Origin of the sequence: Aurantimicrobium minutum, assembly GCF_029894165.1 — a bacterium.
GTDB classification, from domain to species: domain Bacteria; phylum Actinomycetota; class Actinomycetes; order Actinomycetales; family Microbacteriaceae; genus Aurantimicrobium; species Aurantimicrobium minutum_A.
Map to the genome: position 1 here is coordinate 23,770 of NZ_JARXXU010000001.1, position 11,393 is coordinate 35,162.

14 protein-coding genes are annotated in these 11,393 nt (G+C 53.8%); 6 read left to right on the top strand and 8 right to left on the bottom strand.

All coding sequences use genetic code 11. The features are described from left to right. The first annotated feature begins 78 nt into the window (after positions 1-78). Positions 79-546, top strand: a complete 468-nt coding sequence (bcp, locus tag M2119_RS00105) for a thioredoxin-dependent thiol peroxidase (protein WP_280802946.1) — start codon at positions 79-81, stop codon at positions 544-546. On the opposite strand, the gene M2119_RS00110 is transcribed toward bcp, so the two are convergent. Then, positions 543-995, bottom strand: coding sequence for a hypothetical protein (locus M2119_RS00110; RefSeq protein ID WP_280802947.1), 453 nt, complete (start codon positions 993-995; stop codon positions 543-545). The genes bcp and M2119_RS00110 overlap by 4 nt on opposite strands. A 205-nt stretch (positions 996-1,200) precedes the next feature. On the opposite strand from M2119_RS00110, the gene M2119_RS00115 reads away from it, so the two are divergent. Continuing rightward, positions 1,201-1,449, top strand: a complete 249-nt coding sequence (locus M2119_RS00115) for a WhiB family transcriptional regulator (protein WP_096380259.1) — start codon at positions 1,201-1,203, stop codon at positions 1,447-1,449. 30 nt (positions 1,450-1,479) lie between these two features. Here M2119_RS00115 and M2119_RS00120 read toward each other — a convergent pair whose 3' ends face one another. The 4 genes from M2119_RS00120 to M2119_RS00135 form a co-directional block, all read right to left on the bottom strand. After that, positions 1,480-1,698, bottom strand: coding sequence for a hypothetical protein (locus M2119_RS00120; RefSeq protein ID WP_280802948.1), 219 nt, complete (start codon positions 1,696-1,698; stop codon positions 1,480-1,482). Between the two features lie 149 nt (positions 1,699-1,847). Next, a complete protein-coding gene (locus tag M2119_RS00125; RefSeq protein ID WP_280802949.1) occupies positions 1,848-2,426 on the bottom strand; it encodes a GNAT family N-acetyltransferase in 579 nt (192 codons plus the stop codon). A 17-nt stretch (positions 2,427-2,443) separates the two neighbouring features. Continuing rightward, positions 2,444-3,160, bottom strand: a complete 717-nt coding sequence (locus M2119_RS00130; RefSeq protein ID WP_280802950.1) for a uracil-DNA glycosylase — start codon at positions 3,158-3,160, stop codon at positions 2,444-2,446. Then, on the bottom strand, positions 3,138-3,917 hold the full coding sequence (locus M2119_RS00135) for a potassium channel family protein (RefSeq protein WP_280802951.1): 780 nt from the start codon (positions 3,915-3,917) through the stop codon (positions 3,138-3,140). The genes M2119_RS00130 and M2119_RS00135 overlap by 23 nt, the downstream gene beginning before the upstream one ends. A gap of 18 nt (positions 3,918-3,935) precedes the next feature. On the opposite strand from M2119_RS00135, the gene M2119_RS00140 reads away from it, so the two are divergent. From M2119_RS00140 to metX, 4 genes are all read left to right on the top strand, one after another. Then, on the top strand, positions 3,936-4,970 hold the full coding sequence (locus tag M2119_RS00140; RefSeq protein ID WP_280802952.1) for an acyltransferase family protein: 1,035 nt from the start codon (positions 3,936-3,938) through the stop codon (positions 4,968-4,970). A 73-nt stretch (positions 4,971-5,043) separates the two neighbouring features. Next, positions 5,044-6,351, top strand: a complete 1,308-nt coding sequence (locus M2119_RS00145; RefSeq protein WP_280802953.1) for a bifunctional o-acetylhomoserine/o-acetylserine sulfhydrylase — start codon at positions 5,044-5,046, stop codon at positions 6,349-6,351. A 55-nt stretch (positions 6,352-6,406) separates the two neighbouring features. Next, a complete protein-coding gene (locus M2119_RS00150; RefSeq protein ID WP_280802954.1) occupies positions 6,407-7,192 on the top strand; it encodes a crotonase/enoyl-CoA hydratase family protein in 786 nt (261 codons plus the stop codon). Positions 7,193-7,204: 12 nt separating this feature from the next. Continuing rightward, complete coding sequence (gene metX / locus M2119_RS00155; RefSeq protein ID WP_280802955.1) at positions 7,205-8,419, top strand: homoserine O-acetyltransferase MetX; 1,215 nt, start codon at positions 7,205-7,207, stop codon at positions 8,417-8,419. Here the strand turns inward: metX and galU are convergent. From galU to M2119_RS00170, 3 genes are read right to left on the bottom strand one after another with little or no spacing between them, the layout of a single operon-like run. After that, positions 8,416-9,300, bottom strand: coding sequence for a UTP--glucose-1-phosphate uridylyltransferase GalU (galU, locus tag M2119_RS00160; RefSeq protein ID WP_280802956.1), 885 nt, complete (start codon positions 9,298-9,300; stop codon positions 8,416-8,418). The two genes, metX and galU, sit on opposite strands and share 4 nt — an antisense overlap. 2 nt (positions 9,301-9,302) lie before the next feature. After that, positions 9,303-10,550 carry a glycosyltransferase 87 family protein gene (locus M2119_RS00165; RefSeq protein WP_280802957.1) on the bottom strand — a complete coding sequence of 416 codons (1,248 nt, stop codon included), beginning with the start codon at positions 10,548-10,550 and terminating at the stop codon, positions 9,303-9,305. Between the two features lie 2 nt (positions 10,551-10,552). Beyond that, the gene (locus M2119_RS00170) at positions 10,553-11,389 is read right to left on the bottom strand and encodes an ADP-dependent NAD(P)H-hydrate dehydratase (protein ID WP_280802958.1); all 837 of its coding nucleotides are present in this window, start codon (positions 11,387-11,389) and stop codon (positions 10,553-10,555) included. Positions 11,390-11,393 lie beyond the last annotated feature (4 nt).

Below are 11,393 nucleotides of genomic sequence, written 5' to 3' on the forward strand. Positions count from 1 at the left end.
GTTGTTGTCTCAAGTTTATCCGACAATTTGGAACAATTCAGCTGGAAAGCTGCAGCATCCTCAGAGTACTCTTGAGCCATGACTACACGCCTAGAAGCAGGACAGGCCGCACCAACCTTTACCTTGCCTGATCAGGACGGTAATCCCGTCAGCCTCTCGGATTTCGCAGGCAAGAAAGTCATCCTTTACTTCTACCCTGCGGCTTCAACTCCTGGCTGCACAAAGCAAGCATGTGACTTCCGTGACAGCCTTGCTTTACTTGCAGCTTCCGGTTACGTAGTGTTGGGTGTTTCCAAAGATGCTCCCTCTAAGCTCAAGAAGTTTGAAGCCAACGAAAGCATTACCTTCCCTCTTCTAAGTGACCCTGAACTCACAGTCCACAATGTCTACGCGACGTATGGCGAGAAGTCCATGTATGGAAAGACGGTCATGGGAGTGATTCGTTCAACATTCGTCATCGACGAATCCGGAAACATTGAACTTCCGCTCTACAACGTCAAAGCAACCGGCCACGTTGCAAGCCTGAAGGGCAAGCTCGGCCTCTAGACCTTTTTCGCGTTTGCGCGGGTAAAAGCAGCCGTCGTTGCGGGCAGAAATAGCAGGACGACAACAAGAAGAGATAGGGCCGCTAAACCCCACCCCACCGGCTGCCAGACAGTGATTCCTTGAATGAAGGACGTTGCCACAGCAAACTGGAGTATTTGCCATGTCACAATGGCACCGCGAGTCCAGGGCTTTGCACGACCAACTGCTACGGCAGCAATACTGACTCCAACTGCAATCAGCGCAGTAATGACAAAGATCACGACAGCGCCCATGAGGTTCTGGGGAGTCTCTAGAAAGATTCTGCTAAGAAAATAAAGTGCCCCTGCAATCAGCGCCAATGCTTCCACACCAACCAGTGCAGAAATCAGCACCAGCAGGGGTGAAACAGTCGTCGTAGGACGGTTCACATCGCCATTTTGTGTGTTTTCTGGCTGTGATTCTTCAGACAATCTGACTCCAATTTAGAAAAAACCCTTGACCTTAACTTGAAGGCATGTCACCATTATCTAAGTCGAAAGACCCCTACGTTGTTGTGGGCAAGAAAATATTCGCTCTGAATATTCCTTGGGACTGGCTTTTGACACGCATTCGTTTATTAGTCCGAATGCATCTGTTCTTGATTTTTTATCATGCCCACTAACAAGGAGTATCCCCATGGATTGGCGTAACGACGCAGCTTGCCTCACGGTTGACCCAGAGCTGTTTTTCCCCGTAGGAAACACTGGCCCTGCTGTTGACCAGATCGACAAGGCTAAGGTTGTCTGCTCACGCTGCACCGTCACCGAGATGTGCCTCCAGTATGCGCTGGAGACCGGTCAGGACTCTGGCGTTTGGGGTGGCCTCAGCGAAGACGAGCGTCGCGCTCTAAAACGTCGCGCAGCACGTGCACGTCGTGCGAGCTAGATGAATAAGTTCGAAAATTCAGTAAGCCAGCTATTTGCAACCGGCATAATCAAGTTCTTGGTTTAAATAGCTGTCCAATGCATCATTTTTTTTCGAATATTCACTGCTTAGCAACTTCAATCCTTCACAATTCTTTTCTTTTGCAAAATACTCTAATTTAGCTTGTAGGCCAGGAAAAAGCTCCCAGATAACTTCAAGTTCAGGACCAACCCCCGGCTTGGGAGAAGGAGAAATAGCCTCACCTGACATAGACAGAGTGGGGGTAGGAGTGTGAATGGGTGTAGTCGCGGATCGAGTTTGCAGATTCTCATCAATAACGGGGCTAACTCGCGGCGCGCACGCAGAAAGTAATGGGACTAACAAAAAAGCAGCACATAGAATTTTCAAACGCACAATAATTATTTTATTGTTTTTTGAAGCAACACAGTCCCAAGCCAACGATCAAACTTGAAACCGACGCGCCCCATCCGGCCGATTTCTTTGAAGCCAAAGTCTTCGTGGAGTTTGAGGGAAGCCTCGGCTCCACCGTCGGCTATGACGGCAATGATTTCCTTCAGTCCCGCTGCTTCTGAACGCGCAATGAGCTCGGTCATCAGAGCTTTCCCCAATCCCTTGCCTGTCGACGCAGCGCGGAGATAGAGAGAGTTCTCGACTGTGTAGCGATACGCGCGTTTTTGCTTCCACGGGGTCACCAGCGCATATCCCAGCACCTGTTGACCAGGAGAGACTGCCACGATAAAGGGCATCTTGAGTTTCTCTAGATAGGCGAACTTCTGCTTCCACTCCTTGAGGGTCATTTGATCCTCATCGAAAGTGACCACGCTATTCATCACGTAGTAGTTGTAGATCTCACGAATGTCGGGCAGATCTTCAGAAGTTGCCTCACGGATTTCAAAAGAAAAAGGCGCCTCTGGCTCTGGCCTCTTCTGCAAGTGGGGAGGGAGCTGTCGGGGTTTGAGATATTCCTCTTGAAGCACGAGCCCAGCCTAACCGACTAGAACAATGCTGTCTCGTGTGGAAGGGCCCAATTTATGGGAGTTTTTCCTAAGTTGGTTAGTGCTTCGTTGACCTTACTAAAAGGCCGAGAACCAAAGAACCCCCGCGATGCGGAAAGAGGACTGGGGTGTGCGGACGAAATCACAGTGGAGTGCGGAAGGAAAGACTGAGCGGTGTGCGCATCGTTCCCCCACAACACAGCAACAACACCCTGATCAGAGCGGTTGTCCAGGGCCCGAAGTGCGCATTCAGTGACGGCTTCCCAACCCAGCCCGCGATGTGAACCTGCCTCACCTGAGCGCACGGTGAGCACTCGATTCAGGAGCATCACTCCCTGCTCCACCCACGGGGACAGATCGCCTTTGACCTGCTTCTGAACAAGAACATCCGAACACAACTCGGTGAAGATGTTGTTCAAGCTTCTCGGGAGCACTCGCTGTTCTGGTGAGACCGAAAAAGAGAGGCCCACAGCATCTCCCGGGGTGGGGTAGGGGTCCTGTCCCACAATGACCACGTTGATTCTTTCAAATGGCGTTTTGAACGCCCTCATGATGTTGTGTGAGGCAGGAAATACGTCGACACCTCGAGCTTTTTCTTTCTCGAGTACTCCCGCAATGTCATCCAAGATGCCCCGGACCGGGGCCAAGACCTTTACCCAGCTAACATCTATGAGATTTTGCCGGGCAAGGTTCTCAAGACTGAGGGTGCTGCTCATCTGATGTGTGTTCACCGGGTTCAAGGTGATGTTCATGCCCGTGCGATGCATGTTCTTGTGCACGGCGGTGAACGTTCTGAACCTTCTCACCAAGGTAAGAGATGGCTGTTGCTGTCGTGGCACCCACTATGACAACACCACCAAGCATCAACAGCGAAGCATAAATACGACCAAAGACGGTGACCGGGACCATATCCCCGTATCCCACCGTGGTGATAGTTTCGATGGCCCACCACACAGCATCTCCATAGTTAGTGATACTCGCTCCGACCGCACTGCGCTCAGCTGCATAGACAGCGAGAGACAAGACATAGATGTACATCACAGCGAAAGAAGCAGCGTAGGCCACCAGTCGCGCACGGACAGAGGAGCCCTTCTTGCCTTGGAACCATCTCAAACGCGCCAAATACATCAGCAACAAGAAAGGACGAGTGAATGGAATGGCCATAGACAGAAGGTCAATGACGTTCTTCCTAAAGAACACTCGTTTATTGGTAGAGAGCCAAAGTCGCACAAAGTAATCAACGATGAACAAGATCCAGATGATACCCAAGACGAGGAGCACATATTGATCGAGCCCCTGGTTAAACACCTCATCACTCAAGATGAGCACGGAGTATCCCAGCAGGAATACGAAAGACAGAATGATGAACGGGATGGTGGTGTATTTTTCCCATTTAATCTCGCCCGGACTGCGTGTATCGGCCACGAGCATTCCGTCTGCGTTCCGGACAAGTGGCTTGGGCGAAGATTTCATAGTTCTAGGCTAGTAAATATGAGCACACAACGGGTCGCGTTATGGGATAACGCACGTTTTGGAGCCATCGCACTCATGGTTGCAGGCCATGCCCTGACCAAGATGGTGGGCGAAAATGATGCGGCTTTCACACTCTATGTCTTTATTTATGCCTTTCACGTTCCGGTGTTTGTTGCCGTCTCTGGCTACTTCACCAAAGGGACCGCTCCGGATGACCGCCGCATTCGATCTGTCTTCACCGACATTCTCGTGCCGTATGTCATTTTTGAACTGATCTGGTCAGTTGTCTACTTCCTTTACAACGGCAACTATCGCTTGGACCTTACGCGTGCTTCCTGGACACTGTGGTTCTTGCTTGCGCTGGCAGTCTGGCGAATCCTTCTCCCGTATCTCGTTGCACTGAAATACCCCCTGCTCATCAGCATCGTTATTTCGATTGAAGCCGGCTACTTCCCCATTGATCAGACATTCTCCGCAGCACGCGTACTGGGATTCCTGCCTTTCTTTGTTTTTGGCTGGCAGCTCCGTGAATGGAACCTCGGCGAGCGCTGGATGGCACTGTGTTCACAGTCCGTCCTGCGCTGGCGGATTCTCGCTGTTGGATTCATGGCTGTCGTTGCCGTCTTTATTGCGCTGAATGTCCCCCTGCTGCGCGAGCTTCAGATCCGCAGCTTCATTACCTACGACTCCGGCTTTGCCACGTTTGGCTACGACCAGTGGTGGGCAGGTCTAGGCCGACTAGCCGCCATGATGGTGGCTGCGGCCATGATTATGGCTTTCTTGATTCTGATCCCCCGAGAAAAGACATGGTTCACGCAATTCGGTCAAGCCACAATGTATGTCTACCTGCTTCACACATTCGTGCTGTTTCCGCTCCGGGAATACGGAGTACTCGATGGGGAGCGTCCCCTCTGGTACATCCTTCTTGTGCTCGTGGGGGCTGTGGGGCTCACGGTGCTGCTGTCCACACCGCTCATCGTGCGGATATTCAAGCCTCTGGTTCAGCCCAGCATGTCCTGGCTTTTTGTTACACCCCGTGACTCACACCGTTGAGCAATTAACCAAGGGGGCGTAACGTCAAAGCAAGTTTTCACCACACGTATTGACCACCAACAAGGAGCACCTCATGAGCAACGACCAAGCTAACTGGAAATTTGAAACCAAACAGATCCACTCGGGTGCACAGCCGGACCCCACAACCAATGCGCGTGCGACCCCGATTTACCAAACTACGTCCTATGTGTTCAACAACGCAGAGCACGCAAAGAACCTCTTTGCTCTGGCTGAGTTCGGAAACATTTACACCCGTATCCAAAACCCCACACAGGACGTTGTCGAGCAGCGCGTCGCAGCACTTGAGGGTGGAACAGCAGCGCTGCTGGTTTCCTCCGGTCAGGCTGCTGAAACCTTTGCTGTGCTCAACATCGCCGAAGCCGGAGACCACATTGTGTCCTCCAGCTCGATCTACGGCGGAACCTACAACCTGTTCAAGTACACCCTGGCCAAGCTCGGCATCGAAGTGACTTTCGTGGAGAACCAGGATGACGCTGACGAATGGCGTGCAGCCGTTCGCCCCAACACCAAGCTCTTCTTCGGCGAGACCATCGGTAACCCTCGCATCAACATTCTGGACATTGGTCTGGTCTCCAAGGTTGCGCACGAAGCAGGTGTCCCGCTCATCGTGGACAACACCATTGCAACTCCTTACCTGATCCGTCCTCTCGAGCACGGAGCTGACATCGTGATCCACTCAGCAACGAAGTTCCTCGGTGGCCACGGAACCGTCATCGGTGGTGTCATTGTCGATGGTGGAAAGTTCGAATGGTCCAAGAACGTGGAGAAATTCCCTGGCTTGACCGAACCCGACCCTTCGTACCACGGCGCAAGCTACACCACCGTGTTGGGTGACGCCATCGCTTACATCATCAAGGCACGCGTGCAGCTTCTTCGTGACCTTGGTTCTTCTATTGCTCCTGCGAGTGCGTGGCAGATCATCCAGGGCATCGAGACTCTGAGCCTGCGAATTGAGCGTCACGTGGAGAACGCCACCGCTGTTGCGCAGTGGTTGGAAGCACACCCCCAGGTTGCTTCCGTCAACTACGCAGCACTTCCTTCCAGCCCTTGGTACACCGCAGCTAACCGTTACGCCCCAAAGGGCGTGGGTGCTGTGCTGTCCTTCGAACTTAAGGGCGGCGTAGAAGCTGGTAAGGCATTCGTGGACAACCTCGACCTGTTCAGCCACCTGGCCAACATTGGTGACGTTCGCTCCCTCGTAATTCACCCCGCCTCAACCACGCACTCGCAGCTCACCCCTGAGCAGCAGCTCACCAGCGGCGTGACCCCGGGCTTGGTTCGTCTCTCTGTGGGTCTCGAGAACATCGAAGACATCAAGGCAGACCTTGAGAAGGGTCTTGCTGCTGCTGCAGCAATCTAGCCACACAAGTAATACAACTAGTCGAGGGGCTCGGCTGTGGAGTAGCGTCTACTCCATGGCTGAGCCCCTCATTCTCTTTTCTACGACTGGTCACATTCGTCACCTGCAGTTCAACCGTGCAGAGAAGATGAATGCTGCCAATCGGAAGCTGCTCTCTGAGCTGTCCCTCGCCTATGCAGACGCTGACGCAGACCACAACATTCGCGTTGTCGTTGTCTCTGCTGTGGGTCCTCACTTCACTGCTGGTCTCGATCTTGCAGACGTATTGGGAACCGCATCTGAATCCGGGCTCAACCTCACTCCTGAAGCCGGGATTGATCCCTGGGGAATTACAACACCCCCCATTTCAAAGCCTGTGGTTATTGCTGTGCAGGGAACCTGTCTCACCCTGGGAGTTGAGCTGATTCTTGCTTCTGAACTGACCGTGGCAGATGAGACAACCATTTTTGGTCAGCTCGAGGTGACCCGAGGAATCATGCCTTTTGGCGGGGCAACAACCAGGTTCGCCCAACGGGTCGGCTGGGCACATGCCTCTCGCTACCTCCTCACTGGTGAAACGTTCACCGCCGGGGAAGCTCTTCGTATTGGCCTCGTCAACGAGGTGGTTCCTGCAGGGACTCAGGTAGACCGCGCGATGGAGCTTGCAGCACTAATAGCGGAGCAGGCGCCCCTTGCCGTGCAAGCAACGCTGAGAAATGCACGAGTTGCTCGCGCTGCCGCGGAGCGCGAAGCGCTCAGTCAGCTGCCCCACGAGCTGGGCACACTTCTCGCCAGCGAAGACTTTCGCGCCGGAGTTGCAGCGTTCACTACGAGGTCGAAGCCAGAGTTCACGGGCAAGTAGGCTTAAGGGACTATGGATTGGCAAGATTCGGCCGATAACCTGCCCTCAGGCTTCATTACTGACGAGCAGGTTCGTTCTGTTGCCGGAAAGCCTCCCGTCACAGGCGCTTGGCGCGATGGAGATGCACCTGGTAACCGCCAGTTTGCCAACCTGGGTCCGTTCGATTTTGAATGCGGCGGCAGTCTCCCCCACGTTCGCATCGCCTATGAAACCTGGGGCACGCTCAACGAGGCTAAAGACAACGCCGTTCTTGTTCTGCACGCACTCACCGGTGATAGCCATGTTGTGGGACCCGCCGGAGGCGGCCACAGCACAGCAGGGTGGTGGAACGAGGTTGTGGGACCCGGTCTCGCTGTGGACACGGACACATGGTTTGTGGTGGCCCCGAATGTTTTGGGCGGCTGCCAAGGATCTACCGGCCCTGCTTCGCTTGCGCCAGATGGATACGAATGGGGTTCCCGCTTCCCCTACACAACGATCCGCGACCAGACGCGTGCGCAAGCGCAATTCTCAGATGTGATCGGCATCGACACATGGGCTGCCGTCATTGGTGGCTCCATGGGAGGCATGCATGCACTCGAATGGGGAGCAATGTTCCCTGAGCGGGTGGAGCGACTGGCTGTTCTTGCCGCCCCCCCTGCAACAAGTGCGGACGAAATTGCCCTGAACACCGTCCAGATCGAGGCAATTCTGCTGGACCCAGCTTTCCGTGCAGGACATTATTACGAAGCTATGGATGGGGATGGCCCCTACCGCGGCCTTGCTCTGGCACGCCGTATTTCGTTCCAGAACTTCCGCACGCCTTCGGAGCTCAACGAGCGCTTTGACCGTTCTTCCCAGAGCGACATCAGCCCCTTGGGTAAAGGGGGACGCTTTGCTGTGGCCAGCTACCTCGATTTCCACGGAAATAAATTCACCCGACGCTTCGATGCCAACAGTTACATCACCCTGGTCGAGTCCATGAACTCCCACGACCTGGGTCGTGGCCGAGACAGCATCGAAGATGTGTTGGAATCTATCGAGATTCCCACGCTCGTCATTGGTATCGATAGCGACCGCTTCTTCCCCCTAGATGGCCAAAAGCGTTTAGCAGCTCACATCCCCGGAAACATCAACGGTGACGAACCTGCGCTGCTTGAATCAGATTTTGGTCACGATGCGTTCCTGATCGAATCTGAATTCGTGGGAGCTCAGCTGGCTCGCTTGTTGGCTAGCTCAGCTAGCTAGAGCTTTGCACTGAAGTCCTTAAGCCAGGAAGAGAAATCCTGGCCTAGGTCTTCTCGTTCTGATGCAAGTTCCACAATCGTCTTCAGGTAGGAGAGCCTGTCTCCTGTGTCGAAACGTCGTCCTATAAAAACAAGGCCAATTACTGGACCAGCTAATTCAGGATTTTTAGCCATCTCGTTCAAAGCATCAGTCAGCTGAAACTCCCCGCCAACTCCAGGCTTGAGGCTTCTCAAAACTTCAAATACTCCTGGTTGCAGAACATAACGTCCAATGACCGCAAGATTTGAGGGAGCAGTTTCAACACTCGGCTTCTCAATCAATTCAGTCACTTCTAGAACATTCCCCACGCGGTTCCCTGGATTAACAATTCCATACTTGACTACGTCTTCTTCAGGAACTTCCATTAACGCGACAACGTTTGCACTTTTAGCTTCCGCCAGTTGCAACATTTCAGAGAGCAATTTACTTTCAGCTTCAATGAGGTCATCACCAAGCAAAACAGCAAAAGCATCATCTCCCACGAAGGTTTCTGCTTTTGAAATAGCATGACCTAGACCTAAAGGATCTCCTTGACGGACATAGTGTATGTCCGCCAATCCGGTAGCTTCATCGACTACTCCAAGGCGATGCTTGTCGCCTTTTTCGTGAAGGAGGTTTTCAAGTTCAACTGCACGGTCAAAATGATTCTCAAGAGCGTTTTTATTACGTCCAGTAATCATGAGGACATGAGATAAACCGGCGTTCACGGCTTCTTCAACTACATATTGAATGGCTGGCTTGTCCACGACGGGGAGCATTTCTTTGGGCAATGCCTTCGTTGCGGGGAGGAAACGTGTTCCCAAACCCGCAGCAGGAATCACTGCTTTTGTAATTTTGCTCACATTTACACTCTAGCTTCCTTGTAATCAGCACCAAGATTTTGGTGTGGAATAGCTTGAATCATGGAGAACACGGCCAACCCCAGCAACACCATCTCACCCAGGTTTCTGAGACTGAGAATACTCAGTTCGATGGGTTGCACTGCGAGCAATCCGCCATAGAGATACGGGTAGAAAGCCTGTGTCAGTGCGGCAAGCAGGAGTGCCACGACTCCCAAGACGCGGTATTTCCTGGGTGCCCACACCAGTCCAGCGATCACAGGGGCTGCAATCCACCCAATGTATTGCGGAGATCCCACTTTATTGAACACGATGAGAACCAGCGTGAGGGTGAGAGCAAGTGCTGGTAACAGTTCTTCAACAGCGCTCCCCTTGCGGTTCAGCCAGACTCCCCACAGCAATACAGCGACGAAGCACAGGGCCAGCAGAACCGTGGACACTTCTGAAGCGTCAACTGTTCCCTCCCCCATAACTTGGAACGTGAGGATGTCATTGTCGTAATACACCGCATAGCCAGCCACCCCTGCAGCTGCAAGCCACAGGAACGGCAACGCGAAGGGCGACTCGATTTGTAATCCGCGGCCGGATTGCTGTCCAAGGAAGCTCAACAGACTTGCCCCGCCTCCCAGAATCACCGCGATCACGACGATGACAGCGCTCGTGACGGCCACGGACAGAATAAATACTTTTCGCTGTCGGACTGAAATGAGAATGGCTGCAATCAGTGCCGCCGGCCACACCTTGATCCACGTGGCAAGTGCAAGCAATGCCCCGGCCAATGCGGGGCGGCTCACTGCCGCGAGCAGCCCAACAATAGCCAGTGGTGTGACGATGCTTTCTAGCCGCGAGACCGCAATGGGGCCAAGAAGAAGCAGAAAAGCCAACCACCACCCCGCGGCGGTCCGCTGAATTCTGTTCTGCTGGTCCTGCCGGCGTGAATACAGCAGATACGCAAAAGCCCCAGCATTAGCCAGCGTGACCAGAACAATCCAGCCGAGTGCATAGTTTCCAGGTCCTGCCAGCGCAGGCAACAGAATGGGAATCAGCGCCGCAACGGGATACACCCACTGGGTCTGCAGACCCACAATGGCGAATCCAGCAGTCGCTTGTCCAGCCCACAATTCGTAGACAAAGCTCACGTCGCCGAATGGAACCGCTTCCGCCACATAGCCTTGCCACCCGAGCCAGAGACTAACTGCGGCAAAGGCGCTCCACATCAGCACAGAGTTGTGCCACTTGGTTGAAGAGTTCATAGCTACCTCACCGATTGTGACAGGAGGGTGGCAACAGCTGAATTCACACGCTCTGCAACATCTAGTGCAGGGAAGGGCCCGTTCTCCGCAGCGAGCGCTGCGGCTGCGCCGTGAAGAAATACACCTGTTGCCGCAAACTGAGCGAGTTCTGCAAGATGTGGAACACGACCCACGGAATGTGTGGCCACGAGTGCAGCAATGATGCCCGCGAGAACATCACCTGTGCCAGCTGTTGCCAGCCAGAAAGTCGGCGCTGTCACTCGGACAAGGAACCGATCACGCTCGTGCGCTTCAGGCGAGGCAACAATCGTTTCATGTCCTTTGAGCACCACTACAACTCCGAGCTGGTCAGCGGCGCATGCCGCCCATTCGCCGCGACTTCTTCCTTCCCGGGGCAGGAGTCTTTCGAGTTCACCCTCGTGTGGCGTGATGATGGCCGGAGCGCTCACGAGCGGAAGTAACCCGAGCCCTCCGGCGTCGACGATTACCGGTTGGAGTCCTTGGCAGGCCCGGGCCGTATCTGGAAGATCAGGGTTGAGTGATGTTGTGGGTTCCCAGCCAGACCCCAACAACCACGCATCGACGGCCCCCGAAACAGTGACTGTTTCAGGCCGTCGAGCAAGAACTAACTGTGCAGGTTCCTTTTCACCGAGAAACCGCACCATGCCAATTCCAGTTCGGTGGGCTGCTTCCACCCCGAGTACTGCAGCTCCTGGATACTTCTCGGAACCTGTCACGACACCCAGTGCACCGTGGCTGTATTTGTTGTCTTGTGGTCCGGGTATGCGAATGACCGCAGCTGCGTCTGCAGCTCCCCATTCTGGTATTTCTGTGGTCATAGTT

Excerpts from the sequence above, each read along its gene's own strand:
- M2119_RS00135 (WP_280802951.1), bottom strand. The coding sequence starts at position 3,917 with ATGAAATCTTCGCCCAAGCCACTTGTCCGGAACGCAGACGGAATGCTC.
- metX (WP_280802955.1), top strand. The coding sequence starts at position 7,205 with ATGGATTGGCAAGATTCGGCCGATAACCTGCCCTCAGGCTTCATTACT.
- bcp (WP_280802946.1), top strand. The coding sequence starts at position 79 with ATGACTACACGCCTAGAAGCAGGACAGGCCGCACCAACCTTTACCTTG.
- M2119_RS00150 (WP_280802954.1), top strand. The coding sequence starts at position 6,407 with ATGGCTGAGCCCCTCATTCTCTTTTCTACGACTGGTCACATTCGTCAC.
- M2119_RS00120 (WP_280802948.1), bottom strand. The coding sequence starts at position 1,698 with ATGTCAGGTGAGGCTATTTCTCCTTCTCCCAAGCCGGGGGTTGGTCCT.
- M2119_RS00170 (WP_280802958.1), bottom strand. The coding sequence starts at position 11,389 with ATGACCACAGAAATACCAGAATGGGGAGCTGCAGACGCAGCTGCGGTC.
- M2119_RS00130 (WP_280802950.1), bottom strand. The coding sequence starts at position 3,160 with ATGAGCAGCACCCTCAGTCTTGAGAACCTTGCCCGGCAAAATCTCATA.
- M2119_RS00140 (WP_280802952.1), top strand. The coding sequence starts at position 3,936 with ATGAGCACACAACGGGTCGCGTTATGGGATAACGCACGTTTTGGAGCC.
- M2119_RS00145 (WP_280802953.1), top strand. The coding sequence starts at position 5,044 with ATGAGCAACGACCAAGCTAACTGGAAATTTGAAACCAAACAGATCCAC.
- M2119_RS00165 (WP_280802957.1), bottom strand. The coding sequence starts at position 10,550 with ATGAACTCTTCAACCAAGTGGCACAACTCTGTGCTGATGTGGAGCGCC.
- M2119_RS00115 (WP_096380259.1), top strand. The coding sequence starts at position 1,201 with ATGGATTGGCGTAACGACGCAGCTTGCCTCACGGTTGACCCAGAGCTG.